This is a genomic window from Microlunatus aurantiacus, assembly GCF_039536605.1.
Taxonomy (GTDB): Bacteria; Actinomycetota; Actinomycetes; order Propionibacteriales; family Propionibacteriaceae; genus Microlunatus; species Microlunatus aurantiacus.
In genome coordinates this window covers 522,340-537,798 of the sequence record NZ_BAAAYX010000004.1, presented here as the reverse complement: position 1 = coordinate 537,798, position 15,459 = coordinate 522,340, and the positions used below count along the sequence as shown (strand labels likewise).

The following is a 15,459-nucleotide window of genomic DNA, read 5'->3' as shown; positions in this document are numbered from 1 at the left end:
CCTCCGACGTCCTGGCGGGTGTGGCCGCAGCGGTGTACGCCGAGGTCGGCACCTTCAAGGCAATAAGTCGATTTAGAGACTTGTTGGCACGGGAGGGTATCGAGTGGGGCCTGCTCGGTCCGCGCGAGGTCGAGCGTCTGTGGTCGCGCCACATCCTCAACAGCGCCGCCATCGCCGAGCTCATCCCCCTGGGGGCGTCGGTCGCAGATGTCGGTTCGGGAGCCGGCCTTCCCGGCATCCCCGTCGCGCTGCTGCGCCCGGATCTGCACGTCACCCTGATCGAGCCATTGTTACGACGCAGCAACTTTCTTACCCACAGTGTGGATGACCTGGGGATAACCCGCCAGGTCGCTGTTCGTCGGGACCGCGCCGAGCAGGTGCGACAGACGTTCGACGTCGTGGCGTCGCGCGCGCTGGCGCCACTGGACCGGCTGATCCGCTGGTGCCTTCCGCTGATGAACGACGACGGTCAGATCCTGGCCATCAAGGGGGCGTCCGCTCAGCAGGAGGTCGCCGACCACGGGCGCCTGATCGCGGACTCCGGTCTCACCGCCGACATCGTCACGGTACGGGCGGCGCCCGAGGTCGACCCCACCACGGTGATCCGGCTGCGGCTGGCCTGAGGATCTGACCGGTCCGGCTTCGGCCGAGTACGGGTCGAGGTGGTGAGTGCCTCGAGGCAGGGGCCTCAGCTGTACCCGCCGCGACCCTTGGTCTGGTCTTCGGTCGGGGGGCCGCGGGGACCGGCATCGCCCTCCTGGTCGCTGTCTCAGCGACGGTGCAGTCCTCGTGGTGGTGCAGCTCCGTCAGGCGGGATGCGTTCGGCGAGCAACCGCTGGCGCGGGTGTTGACGGAGGAGTCAACCGGCCGAGCGGCAGCCCAGCGGGTGCCAGCCGAGAAGTACGGCCACCGTGAACGCCGTTCAGCTGCGACGGACGGGTTGGAGCGGTCATCGCCAGCACCTCGGCCGCACGGCGAGTCCGTACCAACCCCGGACGCCGCGCGCGCCGTCTTTCCGACCGTGACGCCAGCGCGCGAGGGGGGTCGCCGGCGGAGCACCCTGGCGCGACCAGCACCGGACTATGTCGCCGGACCAAGAATCGTCCTCCGCCGTGACCGGGGCGCTGTGCTCGCGCTGCCGGTCAGGACGAGGCACATGAAGCACGGTCGAGGCGCTGGCCGCGAACGGCGACGGGGCGAACGACGCATCTCACTCCCTCCGTGCGGCTCCACCCGTCCGCCACCTCAGGGGGAGTCACGACCAGGGATGGGCGTAGTCACGAGGGTGTGGCGGCCGTTCGCTGCACTGATGTCGCACGTGTAGCGCCCGAGGGGGTTGGCCGACACTGGACCAGCGCGCCGCTTCACTGTGGGTCAGACACCTCACATAGGGTGCTGGTTGCAGCAGTGAAGGGGAGAAGATGAGTCTCAGTCAGGATGCGCCGGTACGCGCTCCCGCCGGCCTCGGATGGCCGAAGTCGGCTCGGTGGCGGGGGCCCCTGGGTTGGCCGGCAACCGTCGTGGTTCCACGTGAAACATCGCTTTTGCCCGGTGACAGCACAGCGGTACCACCGCCGTACGAGTCGGCCACGGACACGGCGGTCGATGAGGCCGCCGCCGATCTTCCGACAGATCCTGGACCAGGCGAGGTCGGTGTTGACGACTTTGCCGGGGGTGTCGCGGATATCGAGTCGGCCGAGGCGGAGCTCGAGGATCGACGCGTCGCTGCGGGTTTCCGAGCTGAGTCTGTCGTTTCAGTTCTCCCTGGACGGGTGGATCCCATCGAAACCGGAACGGAGAACTACCCAGGACCCCACAGTGCGGACGACGAGTCTGGTTCTGCTGCGGCGTACGCCGCCGACGGAGCCGACGACGGAGCCGGGCCGTCCTCGGTCGGTGCTCCCCCTTCCTCGTCTGCAGTGATCCCTGAGGATCCATCGACCGGAACGACTGCGTCGGTGATGCCGGATCACGTGCCACCGAACGTCGAGCTCACCACGGCGCCGACCGCCGCATCCGCCGCCGCCGTTCCACGTGAAACGGCGGCGGCAGCCCCAGCCGAGGTCCCGGCGCCGGACGACACGACCCAACCGGGGCAGCCGCCCACCGAGGTGCCGGAGCCGCCGGCCGCCGGCAGCCCTCCCGAGGGACTGGCGGTTTCTCGTCCCCCCGGGCCGCGCCGCGCCAAGTTCGATCGCGACGAGTTCGATCACGGGGATGCCGACACGACGAGTCCGGCAGCCGGCCCGGCGGCACCCCCAGCCGGCGTCTCCCTGCTGCCGCGACCGGAGCACCCTCGTGTCTTCGTCGTCGCCAACCAGAAGGGCGGCGTCGGCAAGACGACGACGTCAGTCAATCTTGCCGCCGGACTCGCTCTCGGAGGCCTGAACGTCGTTCTCATCGATCTCGACCCGCAGGGGAACGCGTCGACCGCACTGGGAATCGAGCACTCGCCGGGAACACCCGGGACCTACGAGGTCCTGATCGAGGACGCAGCCATTGCGGAGCACCTGGTCGACTCCCCCGAGGCACCCAGCCTGCGGGTCCTCCCGGCGACCATCGACCTCGCCGGTGCCGAGATCCAGCTCGTCTCGAAGGTGGCTCGCGAGAATCGTCTGCGGCGAGCCCTGCGGACGTTCCTCGCGGACGAAAACGTCGACTACGTCTTCCTCGACTGCCCGCCATCCCTCGGTCTCATCACCCTCAACGCGCTGGTCGCGGCGGGAGAGATCCTCATCCCCATCCAGTGTGAGTACTACGCCCTGGAGGGAGTCTCGCAGCTGGTGAGGACTATCAACCTGGTCAAGGGGGAGCTGAACGAGGACCTGTCCGTGACGACGGTGCTCCTCACCATGTACGACGCCCGCACCCGCCTGGCCGCCCAGGTGGCCGACGAGGTCCGTGCGTACTTCGCCGACCAGACGCTGCCCACCGTGATCCCCCGCTCGGTGAGGATCTCGGAAGCTCCGAGCTACGGCCAGACCGTGCTCACCTACCATCCCGACTCGGCGGGGGCCGTGTCCTACCTGGAAGCCGCTCACGAGATCGCCCGCCGGGGCGCGAAGGAGAACACATGACCACCACGGACCGTCCAGCCGAACGTCGTGGGCTGGGCCGAGGACTCGGTGAGCTGTTCCAACGAACCGAGCCGGCCAGTCCCGGACCCACCGAGCGTGCGGCCGGCGGTCCTCCCACGGTCGGACCGACGCCCGGGGGCGGCGCCCCAGAGCCCGAGGCGGCCGACGACGTCTCGGCCCAGCCGGGCCCCACCCCTATCCCCGACGGCTCCTACTTCGCCGAGATACCGCTCCATGCGATCACCCCCAACTCTCGCCAGCCGCGTACCGTCTTCGACGAGGACGCCTTGGCGGAACTGGTCGAGTCGATCGGCGAGGTCGGACTGCTGCAGCCCATCGTGGTGCGGCCGCTCGGCAACGAGAAGTTCGAGCTGGTGATGGGGGAGCGACGCTGGCGTGCCTCGCAGCAGGCCGGTCTCGGGGTCATCCCGGCCATCGTGCGGGAGACCGAGAGTCATGATCTCCTGCGCGACGCCCTGCTGGAGAACCTTCATCGAGCTCAGCTCAACCCGCTGGAGGAGGCTGCGGCCTACCAGCAGATGCTGGAGGACTTCGGCTGCACCCAGGAGGAGCTGGCCTCCCGGATCAAGCGGTCGCGTCCGCAGATCTCCAACACGATTCGGCTTCTTCGGCTGCCCCCCACCGTCCAGCGTCGCGTGGCGGCCGGCGTGCTCTCGGCCGGGCACGCCCGTGCTCTGCTGGCGTTGCCGGAGCCGGCCAGTCAGGAGCGGCTGGCGCAGCGCGTGGTCGCCGAGGGGCTGTCGGTGCGGGCCACGGAAGAGATCGTCACCCTGGGGGAGGCCGAGGAACCGTCGGCCACCCAGCGGTCCCCCCGGTCAGCCCGGGAGCCGCATCCGCGGGCCGGGGAGATCGCAGCCCAGCTGGCGGACCGGCTGGACACCCGGGTCAGGGTCGACAGCGGCAAGAGCAAGGGTCGACTGACGATCGAGTTCGCCTCCGCCGAGGATCTCGAGCGGATAGCTACCGTCTTATTGACTTAACGATTTATGGTTTTGTCGACAAGTAACTTTAGAGGGAAAGCGATGGTTTCACGTGAATCAGACCCGTGTGCTGGACGCCCTGCTCGCCGCCCTGGCGTCCGGGCAGGTCGAGATCATCGATCTCACCGCGCCACTCTCGCCGACGACGCCGGTTCTCCAGCTGCCACCGCCGTTCGCGAACACGATCCCGATGAGCCTGGAGACCGTGAGCGCGTTCGACGACGACGGTCCGTTGTGGAAGTGGCACAACATCCACACCGGTGAGCACACCGGCACCCACGTGGACGCTCCGGCCCACTGGGCGAGCGGCCGGGACGGCTGGACGGTGGACCAGATCCCGGCGGATCGTCTGATCGGCCCGGCGGTCGTGGTGGACGTGTCGTCCCTGGTGAGAGAGGACCCGGACTTCCTGCTCCAACCCGAGCACCTGCTCGCCTGGGAGGACGTGCACGGGAGCATCCCGGACAACGCCTGGGTGCTGCTGCGTACCGGTTGGTCCAGTCGGGGAGGTTCCCAGACCGACTTCCTCAATGCCGATGCGTCGGGTCCGCACACCCCGGGGCCCTCGGTGGCCGGGGCGAGGTGGCTCGCCGAGGAACGGGCGATCACCGGCTTCGGGGTGGAGACGGTGGGGATCGACGCGGGGGGTGCCGGCGGCACGGACCCCGTGTTCCCGGCCCATCACCACCTCCTCGGTGCCGGGAAGCTCGGTCTGACCCAGCTCCAGCAGCTCGAGAGACTGCCGGCCACCGGTGCGGTGCTGCTGGTGCAGCCGCTCCGTCTGGTCGGCGGCACCGGCAGCCCGGCCCGGGTGCTCGCCCTGCTCGAACGGTCCTGATCGCCGTGGTCGACCCGATCACGGTCGCCGAGCTGGTCGGGCGCCGGGTCGCCGACCTGGGGGCCGCCCACACGTTCGGCGTCGTGGGCAGCGGCAACCTCGCTGTCACCAACGCGCTGGTGGCCGCCGGTGTCCCGTTCGTGGCGGCGCGGCACGAGGGCGGCGCCGCCACCATGGCGGACGCCTACGCCAGAACCAGCGGGCGCCCGGCCCTCCTCACGGTCCACCAGGGCTGTGGCCTGACCAACGCGATGACCGGGATCGCGGAGGCGGCGAAGAGTCGGACTCCGCTGCTGGTGCTGGCGGCCGACGTGGCGGGCGCCGCGGTGGGATCGAACTTCCGGATCGACCAGGACAGCCTGGTCCGCAGTGTCGGCGCCGTCCCGGAGCGTGTCCACAGCGCGGCGTCCGCATCGGCCGACGTGACCCGGGCCTTCCGCACGGCCGTCCACCAGCGTCGCACCGTGGTGCTCAACCTCCCCCTGGACGTCCAGGGGGAGGAGATCGCCGACCCGGGGCCCGCCCGGCGGCTGCCTCCCGCGCCCCGAGCGGCGCCGGAGCCCGACCTCGCCGACGCGTTGGCGGACCTGCTCCGGCACGCCGAGCGTCCGGTCTTCCTGGCCGGGCGGGGGGCGCTCCCGTACGGGCGCGAGCTCGCCGCCCTGGCCGACCACACCGGGGCGCTGATGACGTCGTCGGCCGTGGCCGCCGGCACCTTCGCCGACGAGGCGTACGACCTGGGCATCTGCGGTGGTTTCGCCACGCCGCTGGCCGCGGAGCTGGTCCGGGATGCCGATCTGCTGGTGGCGTGGGGGTGCAGCCTGACCATGTGGACGACCCGGCACGGGCGCCTCGTCGGACCGCAGACCCGGGTGGTCCAGGTCGACGACGACCCGCTCGCTCTCGGCGCCCGTCAGGCGGTGGATCTCGGAGTGCTCGGCGACGTGGGGCTCACCGTGGCGGCGGTCGCCGAGCGGCTGGCCGCGTCACCGGTGACGACCGGCTACCGGCGTCCCGATGTCGCTGAGCGGCTGGCATCAGGGGGACGCTGGCCACAGGTGCCGTACACCGACCTGTCGACCCCGCACACGATCGACCCCCGCACCCTGAGCACCCGGCTCGACGCGATCCTGCCCGTGCACCGCCAGCTCGCGGTGGACTCGGGCAACTTCATGGGCTATCCGGCGGGCTACCTCACCGTCCCGGCGCCGGGCGCCTTCTGCTTCACCCAGGCCTTCCAGTCCATCGGCCTGGGTCTGGCCACCGCGATCGGTGCCGCGCTGGCGGCCCCCGACCGGGTGCCGGTCCTCGGCACCGGCGACGGCGGCTTCCTGATGGGCGTGGCCGAGCTCGAGACCGCCGTCCGCCTGGGTCTCGGGCTGTTGGTGGTGGTCTACGACGACGCCGGCTACGGGGCCGAGATCCACCACTTCGGACCGGCCGGCGCCGACCTCTCCACCGTCCGCTTCCCCGACACCGACCTCGCCGCCCTCGCCCGTGGCTTCGGGGCCGAGGGGGTCACCGTCCGCGCTGTCGGCGACCTGGCGGCGGTCGAGACGTGGCTCGCCGGTCCGCGCGACCGTCCGCTGGTCGTCGACGCGAAGATCGCCGACGACGGTGGCTCGTGGTGGCTGCAAGAAGCCTTCCGGGGCCACTGAGAGCAGGCCTGTCGGATCCGGTGGCGTCGCGGCCGTCGTGAGCGACGCGCCTAGTCGGCGGGCATTTCTCGAGTGGGCACCGGATCCGCTGCGGAAGACGTCCTGGTCGCGTGCACGGCGGCCGCCTCCGGTGGCAGCGAACCCTGGTCGGCGTGCTCGGGGAAGGCGGCCAGCTTGGCTCGCACGTCCCGGGTGGCGTAGTGCTCGGCCACGAAGGACAGGAACGGCACGGTGCCGGCGAGGGCGATCAGGATCAGCCGGCCCCACCCCCACCGGGCCCGGCGACCGAGGTCGAACGCGGTGATGATCAAGATCATGTAGAGCCAGCCGTGGGGGATGCCGGTCCAGGTCACGACCGTGTCGTTGTCACCGAGGTACTTCAGCGGGACTCCGACGCACACCAGCACCACGAGCAGACAACCGACCACGTACGCCATCACGCGGTAGCGGAGCAAGGCACCCTTCACGGTGGCGAGCCTACGTCCCGCCGGCGGCGGTGGTCGTCCGCCGACCGTGCGGCCTCGATCACACCCACGCAGGACCGAGCCGGCTGTTGCCGTCGTCGGGAACCGGGGCTACCGTCGTGGTGGCGCGCAGGGCGCCACCGGTCCGCGGACAGGGCACAGCCCACCTGAGCCGGACGTTGCTGGTGCCCTTCACCTCTTTCGCCCCCCGACGGCGCGGACATCGGGAGCCAGCGAAGGAGGCCTCGTGCCCACTGCGTCCCCGCCCGATCCCGTTCCGTCCGGCGCCGTCCCACGCGCCTGCTGGCGGCTCCCCGACCGGCCCCACCTGAACCACCTGCGTCGACAGGCCAAGCAGCTGCGCCGACGGGCCCTCACCGCCGACGCCGAAGCCGTCGAGCTGGTCGAGCGCTACGACGCGGGGGGCGGGCCGATCACCCTGGCTCGGGCCCAACGGGTCTTGGCCCGCGCCTACGGCTTCGCCGGCTGGTCCAAGCTCAGGGAGCACCTCGACGTGCTCGAGGTCTGGGGCCGGGACATGGACGCGACCGGTCCGGCCGACGGACCGGTGGACGCGTTCCTGCGAGTGGCCTGTCTCAGCTACACCGAACCGTCCCGCGCAGGGGAAGCGCTGGCCCTGCTTCGCGCCGACGCGACGCTGTCCACGGCCACCGCGGCGACGATGGCCGCGTGCGGCGAGGCGGCGGCGTTGCGCACGCTGCTGGAGCGGCACCCGGCGGCGGTGACCACCACTTCCGGACCGCACGCCTGGCCGCCCCTGCTGTACCTCTGTTACGCCCGGATCGGGGTCGGCGACCCGGTGGCCACGCTGCGGGTGCTCCTGGAGGCCGGCGCCGACCCGGACGCCGGCTTCCTCTGGCAACGGCTGAGCTCGGCGTTCACCGCTGTCACCGGCGTGCTCGGCGGCGGCGAACGTGGCGAGCCCGCCCACCCGCAGGCGGTCGAGCTCGTCACCCGGCTGCTGGACGCGGGGGCGGACCCGAACGACAACCAGGCCTTCTACAACCGGCAGTTCCGCTCCGACGACAGCCACCTGCCGCCGCTGCTGGACCACGGGGCCGGCCGCGCCCACCCCTCGCCCTGGCGCCGGCGGCTCGGCTCGACCTACCCCTCGCCGGAGGAGATGGTCGGCGAGCACCTGCGCACCGCCGGCGCGCAGGGTTTCACCGGGCGGGTCGAGCTGCTGCTGGCGCACGGTGTCGACCCGAACACCCGCGGCTACCACCCCGTGCTCGGCGACCAGACCGCGTACGAGCTCGCGATCCGGAACGGGCACCGCGACGCGGCCGAGCTGCTGGCCGCGGCGGGCGGACGCAGCGACCGGCTCGACGGTCCTGACCTGCTGCTCTCCGCGGTGCTCGCCGCTGACGGGGAGGGCATCGCGCGGTGGCGGGACCACGCGGACACCCTCCGCACGCGGCGGCCGGATGCGCTCCGCCTGGCCGGAGAGCTGCACGGGGCCGAGAGCATCGCGGGTCTGCTCGACCTCGGCTACGGCGTCGACGTGGCCGGTCCCGACGGACGCACGGCTCTGCACGAGGCGGCGCTGCGCGGTGCGGCGGGTCTCGTTGAGTGGCTGCTCGACCACGGCGCCGACCCGGGCGTACGGGACCGCGACTTCGCCGGTACGCCGGCCGACTGGGCCGAGCACAGCGGTCACCACGCCCTGGCCGAGCGGCTGCGCACCGCCCGCACGACGTAGTCCCTCGACGAGCGATCGTCTTCTATTGACTTTCGATAGATGACCACCGATAGTCGATGCATGACGATGACCTCCCGAGCCGTGGTGGTGCTGCGGATCCTGTTGGTAGTGCTGTTCGTCGGGTTGCTGCTGGGCCAGACGTTCTCGATCCCGGGCCAGCTGGCGTTCATGGCTCGGGAGTCCGCGGTGTTCGCTCCGCTGCGGTGGCCGCTGCTGGCGGTCGCGGTCCTCGGCATGCTGTGCGGGCAGGTGGTGATCGTCTGCACCTGGCGGCTGCTGAGCATGGTGATGGCCGACCGGATCTTCAGCGAGGCGGCCTTCGTCTGGGTCAACGCGATCCTGGCGGCGCTGACCACCGCCTGGGCCCTGTTGGCCGGCACCACAGTCGTCCTCAGCCTGGTGCTCTTCGACGATCCCGGCACACCGCTGCTGCTGATCGCGATGGTGCTGGCCGGCGGCACGGTGGTGCTGTTGATGTTCGTGATGCGGGCCCTGCTGCGTCAGGCCACCGCCCTGCGTTCCGAGATGGAAGGGGTCATCTGATGCCGATCGTGGTGCGCATCGACGTCCAGCTGGCCCGACAGAAGCTGAGTGTGGGGGAGTTCGCCGACCGGGTCGGGTTGACCCCGGCCAACGTCGCCGTGCTGAAGAACGGACGGGCCAAGGCGGTGCGGTTCAGCACCCTGGAGGCGATGTGCCGGGTGCTGGACTGCCAACCGGGCGACCTGCTCGAGTGGGTCGAGGACTGAGCGGGTGCGCCACGGTCTGGCCCAGCTCGTGCGGTTCGGCTGGATCGAGGTCCAGTGCTGCCTGTTCGCGACCGCCGTCTTCGTCGGGCTGGCCCTGACCCGGGTGGTGCCGCTGCCGGTCCCGCGTTACGACGCCCTGCTCGCGTACGGCGTCGGCATCACCGTGGTCTTCTTCGTGCTCCGGCTGGAGACAGCACGGGAGGTGGCCGTGATCTTCGCGTTCCACCTGATCGGGCTGGCGCTGGAGCTGTTCAAGGTGGCAATCGGCTCCTGGGCCTACCCGGAGGACGCCTGGTCGAAGGTCGCCGGGGTGCCGCTCTACTCCGGCTTCATGTACGCCGCCGTCGGGTCCTACCTCTGCCAGGCGTTCCGGCGCTTCGACCTGCGGATCAGCCGCTTCCGCTGGGTTCCGGCGGTGCTGCTGGCCCTGGCGGCGTACGCGAACTTCTTCACCCACCACTGGCTGCCCGATCTGCGCTGGCTGATCGCCGTCGGTTTCGTGGTCGTGCTGTGGCGGAGCCGGGTCTGGTTCACCGTGGGCCGGCACCGCTACGCCATGCCGCTGAGCCTGTCGTTCGTGCTGATCGGCTTCTTCTTGTGGGTGGCCGAGAACGCCGCCACCCTGCTGGGCGCCTGGCGCTACCCGGACCAGGCAGCGATCTGGCAGCTCGTGCACGTCGGCAAGTGGGGTTCGTGGGCGTTGCTGGTCACGCTCAGCTTCGTCCTGGTCGCCGCGGTGAAACGCTGGGAGGGCGCCTTCCACGCCGGCCGGCAGGAACGACGGCACGGATCGGATGACGTTGTCACCGACATCGGTGACAACTCCCTCCACTCCGCAGCCAGCGCTCAGTCCGGCTCGACCACTGTGGCCGTCGGGTCCTCCACCGGCCCCCAGGCGGGGACCAGGGCGTAGAGCACCAGCGGACGGTCGGCGCGGTCACCGCGTTCGACCACCGCTGCGGCCTCGACCTCGTCGTCCCAGACCCGCCCGCCGTCGTGCAGGTGGCCCAGCAGCCGCCCGTCGTCGGTGAACTCAGCGATCACCCACCCGGCGGGATGGGGCGGCTCGGGGCGCTCAGCGAGATCCATGGCGACACGTTAGCCAAGACGATCAGGGGTCAGCCCTCGACCTCGGCCACCAGCGCGTCGACCTTCTCGATGTAGGCCTTCGGGTCGGCCTTGCGCTCCAGCCCACCGGCGGACATGTAACGCACCTTGCCGAAGACGGGGCGCTCGGTCCACCCGCGATCGTGCTGACCGAAGATCCAGGCCACGTTGGCGTACGAGTTCGCGTCCCGACCGTCGAGGAAGTACTTGTTGTTGAAATACAGGGTGGTCCGGTACGCAGCCTCGGGGGAGGTCGACCACTCCAGGATCTTCTTGCCCCAGTACATCCGCATGTAGTTGTGCATGTAGCCGGTGTGCACGAGCTCGCGCATGGCGGCGTTCCAGTACTCGTCGTGGGTGTCGGCCTTCTCCAGCTCGCCCCGGGTGTAGGTCGGGTCGCGCTGGTCGTCGGCGTGCTCGGCCAACGTCTTCCTGGCGAAGTCGGGGAGCGCGGCGTAGGTGTCGTAGTGGGGTTCGTAGTAGACGTAGTTCATCGGCAGCTCACGCCGGATGATCAGCTCCTCCAGGAAGTCGTCCAGGTTGACGCCGCCGTGCTTCTTCTTCGCCTCCAGGGCGATGTGGACCGGGGAGAGCTGGCCGTAGTGCAGGTACTTGCTCATGTGCGAGACGTCCGAGGTCTGCGGCTGGTTGCGGTTCTCGGAGTACGTGCCGAAGGAGTCGGCGAGGAACGCGGTCAGCACCTTCTTCGCGGCGGTCGTGCCGCCGGTGAACAGCGGCACGGGCGGGACCGAGGTGTCGACCTTCAGCCGACCGAGCAGGGCGTCGACATCGGACAGGTCCTCGCCGCTGACCTTCGGCCGGGTGCGGTTCTTCAGCGGCGTGGCACGCAGCCCGACCAGGAACCGGTCGAGGTGTCGGGTGATCTTGGGTCGGATGGTCCGCGCGGCGAACTCCTTCTTGTCCGAGACCAGCTCGACCGGCACGACGACGTCGCTCTCCACCTGCACCACCGGGCACGGGGCCTGCTCGGCGACGGTGGCGCGCCACTGGCGCTGGTGCCGGAGGTAACCGCGGTCGCAGACCAGCAGCGCGGCGTCGTCGGCCAGGGCGAGAGCCACCTCGGCGGGGTGGCCCCGTTGCACCACGAAGGCGATGCCCCGCTCGTCGAGAGCCCGCTCGACGTCGGCGAGACCCTGGAGCATGAAGTGGTAGTGCCGGGCACTGGCCTCGGGGTAGTCGTCCATCAGCCCGAAGGCGACCAGCAGCGGCAGTCCGAGCTCGTTGGCCCGGTGCACGGCGTACTCGAGGGCGTGGTTGAGCTCGGCCCGCTGCGACTGCTGCATCCAGTAGAGGACATAGCGTCCGTCGCCGGGTTCCCCGTCGTTCAGGTCCTGGACGCGCTCGTCCTGGATGCCGGTGTAGACGTCTCCCATGCTGCTCCTTCACGACCGGGTGTCGAGGCAGTTCCCCGACCCGTACGACCCCGGATGCGGCACGCGGCCGCCGGCGGGTCACCCGGTGCAGGGTGGCTCACCGGTCAGCGGATCAGGGTGAGCGGGGTGTCGAGCTCCGACCGGCGACCGAGGTCACGGGCGATCCGGGCGCTCATCACCACGGCGAACAGGCCGAAGATCCACCACTGCGCCGCGTACGCCCCGTTCCGGAGCCGCCCCTGACCCTCGGGCAGCAGCAGGGGAGCGGGCTCGAGGCCGCCGGCCCGGGCGTCCGCGGCCGACAGCACGATGAACCCGTCGACCATCGGCCCGGGCCACGTCTGGGCGAGCAGCGGGACCCGCACCGACGGGAGGACGGTCCCGCCGCCGGTCGTCGGCAGCCCGTCGGCGGCCTCCTCCGACGGCAGCAGCACCCCGGTCTGGGTCACCTCGCCGGTGGGTGGTGCCGGGGCGGCTGTGGTCCCCCCGGGCACCAGGCCCCGGACCACGGCCACCGTCGAACCGTCGGCCTGTCGCAGCCCGGTCACGACCCGCAGCCGGCCGAGCGTGTCGGCCGGTCCGTTGCTCTCGGCCGGCACCAGGACCTGCAGCGTGGGGTCGTAGCGGCCGCGGGTCTGCACCGACAACCCGTAGCCGTCGGTCACCCGGGAGGCGGCCGGGGCCACGTCGGCCAGCGGCACGGGCGGCTGGCTGGCCCGGCTGGCCGACGCTTCGGCGCCCTGCCGGGCGTACACCTGGAGCTGCCAGACGCCGAGCAGGGCCATCCCGCCGGCGAGCACGCAGCCGAGGGTGATGATGCCGATCTGCTGGAGCAGAGTCATCGGTCCGGGGGTCATCGGCCCGGGGTTTGTCGGGCCGGGGTTCGTCGGGCCGGTCGTCCGCCGGGTGGCTCCGTGCTCATGCGACGGGCCCGGCCGGCACCCGGCCGCCGCGGCGGGCGGCCACCCGGACCAGGTCCGCACACATCCGGCCCAGGCTCCAGCCGCCGGCCTCGACCGCCAGCGGGACCGCCGACGTCTCGGTCATCCCCGGGGCCACGTTCACCTCCAGGAAGGTCGGTCGACCGTCGGGGGTGATGATCAGGTCGGTGCGCGACAGGTCCCGGAGCCCCAGCACGTCGTGCACGGTCAGGGCCAGCTCCGCGCACGCCTGTGCCACCGACTCCTCGATCTCGGCCGGGCAGAGGAAGCGGGTCGCCCCCGCGGTGTAGCGGGAGGTGTAGTCGTAGACCCCCGACTCCGGTCGGATCTCCACCGCCGGCAGCGCGGCGGGACCGTCCCCCCGGTCGGCCACGGTCACGGTCACCTCGGTGCCGGCGACGAACTCCTCGATCACCGCGACCGACCCGTACGCGTACGCGCCGACCATCGCCGAGGGCAGCTCATCCGGCCCGTTGACCTTGCTGGCCCCCAGGGCCGAGCCGCCGCGGGAGGGCTTGACCATCATCGGGAAGCCGATCTGGTCGGCGAGCGAGGCCATCAGCGTCTGCGCCCCGAGCTCGCGGAAGATCTCGTGCGGCAGGGCCACCTGGGTGGGCGTGGCGATCCCCGCCTCGGCGACCACCGTGGTGGCGATGGCCTTGTCGAACGCGATCCGGCAGGCCGAGCCGATGGAGCCGACGAACGGGACCCCCAGCAGCGACAGCACCTCGCGCAGAGCCCCGTCCTCCCCGGCCTCCCCGTGCAGCACCGGGAACACCACCGCCCCCGGCAGCGAGGCCAGCAGCGGGACCAACGACGAGTCGACGTCGGACTCGACCACCTCGATCCCCCGGGACCGCAGGGCCAGCGCGACCCGACGGCCGGAGCGCAGTGACACGTCGCGTTCGTGGGAGAGACCGCCGGACAGCACCACGACCGTCTCGGGGGTGGTCGGGGTGACGCTCACGGGGTACGACTCTCCTGACGGGGGAACGGGATCACTCATCGCTGGTTCGCTCCCGGCGAGTCGTACAGCCGGTCACCCCGCGGACCGGGTCCCTCGACGGCGGTGCCGAAGGTGGCCAGGACATCGGCCTCGTACTGCATCACCTCGCCCAGCCGGCGGGTGCCCTCGATGATGCGTTCCGGGGTGGGGAAGCAGTACGAGAGCCGCAGGTGCCGGCTGCCGAAGCCGTCGGCGTAGAAGCCCGTCCCGGGCACGTACGCCACCCGGGCGGTCACCGCCCGCGGCAGCATGGCGTGGCTGTCCAGGCCCGGCGGCAGGGTGAGCCAGACGAAGAAGCCCCCGGCGGGCACGGTCCAGGAGGTGCCGACCGGCATGTGGTCGGCCAGACCGGCCAGCATCGCGTCGCGCCGCTCGCGGTACATCTCGCGGAAGATCTTGATCTGACCCCGCCAGTCGTGGTTGTGCAGGTACGACGCCACGGCGTACTGGGAGAAGGTCGGCGGACAGAGGGTGGCCGACTCCTGGGCCAGCACCAGCTTCTCCCGGACGGCGTGCGGCGCGAGCACCCAGCCGACCCGGAAGCCGGGGGCGAACGTCTTGGAGAACGAGCCCAGGTAGACCACCCGCTCGGCGTCCATCGACCGCATCGCCGGCAGCGGGTCGCCGTCGAACCCGAGCAGCCCGTACGGGTTGTCCTCCACCACCAGCAGATCGGCCTGCTGGGCGATCTCCAGCACCCGGGTCCGCCGCTCCAGGGTCTGCGAGACACCGGCCGGGTTGTGGAAGTTGGGGATCGTGTACAGGAACTTCGCCTTCTTGCCGGCCGCCTTCAGCGCGGCGACGGCCTCGCCCAGGGCCACCGGGTCCAACCCGTGCTCGTCCATCGCGACGTGCACGACCTCGCACTGGTACGCCCGGAACACCCCGAGCGCACCGACGTAGCTGGGGGCCTCGCACAGCACGACGTCGCCCGGATCGCAGAACAACCGGGTGACCAGGTCCAGTCCCTGCTGGGAGCCGACGGTGACGGTGACGTCGTCGGGGTGAGCGCTGATCCCCTCGAGCTTCATCACCTCGCAGATCGCCTCCCGCAGCACCGGCTCGCCCTGACCCGAGCCGTACTGCATGGCGCGGCGGCCGTCGGAGACCACGAGGTCGTGCAGCGCTCCGCCGACGACGTCGAGCGGCAGGTCGGAGATGTTGGGCATCCCGCCGGCCAGCGAGACCACCTCGGGCCGGTTGGCCACCGAGAACAGCGCGCGGATGACCGAGGCGGTCATCCCGTGCGTCCGGGCGGCGTAGCGGTCCACGTAGCTGTCCAGGCGCGTGTCGCGTCGCTGTAGACGCTCCAACCCCGCCGCGTAGACCGCGGTGGGTTCCCCGGCGGTCTCGGGACCGAGCTCGCCGGCGGCGCGCTGGAGCCCGCTCGCGTCGGTGGACGTGGCTCCTTCGCGACTCAGCGCGGGCTCGTGGTCAGTCACCCCCCAAGGGTGCCTCATCGTCGCAGGAGGTGCATGTGGTGACCGCAGGGCGGCCGACC

Annotated in this window: 14 protein-coding genes and 1 pseudogene; 9 read left to right on the top strand and 6 right to left on the bottom strand. The window is 71.2% G+C overall.

Annotated elements, in window-relative coordinates:
• Positions 1–11: 11 nt before the first annotated feature.
• The 5 genes from rsmG to ABD714_RS10320 all read left to right on the top strand — a co-directional run bounded on the left by rsmG (position 12) and on the right by ABD714_RS10320 (position 6,574).
• A complete protein-coding gene (rsmG, locus tag ABD714_RS10340; protein ID WP_344812269.1) occupies positions 12–623 on the top strand; it encodes a 16S rRNA (guanine(527)-N(7))-methyltransferase RsmG in 612 nt (203 codons plus the stop codon).
• A gap of 1,338 nt (positions 624–1,961) precedes the next feature.
• Positions 1,962–3,077, top strand: a complete 1,116-nt coding sequence (locus ABD714_RS10335) for a ParA family protein (protein WP_344812232.1) — start codon at positions 1,962–1,964, stop codon at positions 3,075–3,077.
• Positions 3,074–4,078, top strand: a complete 1,005-nt coding sequence (locus ABD714_RS10330; RefSeq protein ID WP_344812231.1) for a ParB/RepB/Spo0J family partition protein — start codon at positions 3,074–3,076, stop codon at positions 4,076–4,078. The genes ABD714_RS10335 and ABD714_RS10330 overlap by 4 nt, the downstream gene beginning before the upstream one ends.
• A 52-nt stretch (positions 4,079–4,130) precedes the next feature.
• On the top strand, positions 4,131–4,916 hold the full coding sequence (locus ABD714_RS10325) for a cyclase family protein (RefSeq protein ID WP_344812230.1): 786 nt from the start codon (positions 4,131–4,133) through the stop codon (positions 4,914–4,916).
• A gap of 5 nt (positions 4,917–4,921) precedes the next feature.
• A complete protein-coding gene (locus tag ABD714_RS10320; protein WP_344812229.1) occupies positions 4,922–6,574 on the top strand; it encodes a thiamine pyrophosphate-binding protein in 1,653 nt (550 codons plus the stop codon).
• Positions 6,575–6,744: 170 nt separating this feature from the next.
• Here the strand turns inward: ABD714_RS10320 and ABD714_RS10315 are convergent.
• Positions 6,745–7,050 (bottom strand): annotated as a pseudogene (locus tag ABD714_RS10315) (DUF3817 domain-containing protein); the annotation flags it as partial.
• A gap of 235 nt (positions 7,051–7,285) precedes the next feature.
• Here ABD714_RS10315 and ABD714_RS10310 point away from each other — a divergent pair.
• The 4 genes from ABD714_RS10310 to ABD714_RS10295 are packed head-to-tail and all read left to right on the top strand — an operon-like array spanning position 7,286 to position 10,423.
• Complete coding sequence (locus ABD714_RS10310; RefSeq protein ID WP_344812228.1) at positions 7,286–8,761, top strand: ankyrin repeat domain-containing protein; 1,476 nt, start codon at positions 7,286–7,288, stop codon at positions 8,759–8,761.
• Between the two features lie 60 nt (positions 8,762–8,821).
• The gene (locus ABD714_RS10305) at positions 8,822–9,304 is read left to right on the top strand and encodes a DUF2975 domain-containing protein (protein ID WP_344812227.1); all 483 of its coding nucleotides are present in this window, start codon (positions 8,822–8,824) and stop codon (positions 9,302–9,304) included.
• Positions 9,304–9,510, top strand: a complete 207-nt coding sequence (locus tag ABD714_RS10300; RefSeq protein ID WP_344812226.1) for a helix-turn-helix domain-containing protein — start codon at positions 9,304–9,306, stop codon at positions 9,508–9,510. Before ABD714_RS10305 ends, ABD714_RS10300 begins: the two co-directional genes overlap by 1 nt.
• A gap of 4 nt (positions 9,511–9,514) precedes the next feature.
• Positions 9,515–10,423: a DUF817 domain-containing protein gene (locus tag ABD714_RS10295; RefSeq protein WP_344812225.1), complete on the top strand. Its 909-nt coding sequence runs from the start codon at positions 9,515–9,517 to the stop codon at positions 10,421–10,423.
• Here ABD714_RS10295 and ABD714_RS10290 read toward each other — a convergent pair.
• The 5 genes from ABD714_RS10290 to ABD714_RS10270 all read right to left on the bottom strand — a co-directional run bounded on the left by ABD714_RS10290 (position 10,357) and on the right by ABD714_RS10270 (position 15,400).
• The gene (locus ABD714_RS10290; protein WP_344812224.1) at positions 10,357–10,599 is read right to left on the bottom strand and encodes a hypothetical protein; all 243 of its coding nucleotides are present in this window, start codon (positions 10,597–10,599) and stop codon (positions 10,357–10,359) included. The genes ABD714_RS10295 and ABD714_RS10290 overlap by 67 nt on opposite strands.
• A gap of 29 nt (positions 10,600–10,628) precedes the next feature.
• Positions 10,629–12,011, bottom strand: coding sequence for a deoxyribodipyrimidine photo-lyase (locus ABD714_RS10285; RefSeq protein WP_344812223.1), 1,383 nt, complete (start codon positions 12,009–12,011; stop codon positions 10,629–10,631).
• A 104-nt stretch (positions 12,012–12,115) separates the two neighbouring features.
• Positions 12,116–12,853 carry an SURF1 family protein gene (locus ABD714_RS10280; RefSeq protein ID WP_344812222.1) on the bottom strand — a complete coding sequence of 246 codons (738 nt, stop codon included), beginning with the start codon at positions 12,851–12,853 and terminating at the stop codon, positions 12,116–12,118.
• A gap of 76 nt (positions 12,854–12,929) precedes the next feature.
• Entirely contained in the window at positions 12,930–13,919 is a 990-nt protein-coding gene (locus tag ABD714_RS10275) for a D-alanine--D-alanine ligase family protein (RefSeq protein WP_344812221.1), read from the bottom strand.
• 35 nt (positions 13,920–13,954) lie between these two features.
• Positions 13,955–15,400 carry an aminotransferase-like domain-containing protein gene (locus ABD714_RS10270; protein WP_425562372.1) on the bottom strand — a complete coding sequence of 482 codons (1,446 nt, stop codon included), beginning with the start codon at positions 15,398–15,400 and terminating at the stop codon, positions 13,955–13,957.
• Positions 15,401–15,459 lie beyond the last annotated feature (59 nt).

What these genes read in the sequence shown, in the direction of transcription:
- ABD714_RS10300 (WP_344812226.1), top strand. Translation starts at nt 9,304, where the DNA reads ATGCCGATCGTGGTGCGCATCGACGTCCAGCTGGCCCGACAGAAGCTG.
- ABD714_RS10280 (WP_344812222.1), bottom strand. Translation starts at nt 12,853, where the DNA reads ATGACTCTGCTCCAGCAGATCGGCATCATCACCCTCGGCTGCGTGCTC.
- ABD714_RS10330 (WP_344812231.1), top strand. Translation starts at nt 3,074, where the DNA reads ATGACCACCACGGACCGTCCAGCCGAACGTCGTGGGCTGGGCCGAGGA.
- ABD714_RS10305 (WP_344812227.1), top strand. Translation starts at nt 8,822, where the DNA reads ATGACGATGACCTCCCGAGCCGTGGTGGTGCTGCGGATCCTGTTGGTA.
- ABD714_RS10285 (WP_344812223.1), bottom strand. Translation starts at nt 12,011, where the DNA reads ATGGGAGACGTCTACACCGGCATCCAGGACGAGCGCGTCCAGGACCTG.
- ABD714_RS10335 (WP_344812232.1), top strand. Translation starts at nt 1,962, where the DNA reads ATGCCGGATCACGTGCCACCGAACGTCGAGCTCACCACGGCGCCGACC.
- ABD714_RS10290 (WP_344812224.1), bottom strand. Translation starts at nt 10,599, where the DNA reads ATGGATCTCGCTGAGCGCCCCGAGCCGCCCCATCCCGCCGGGTGGGTG.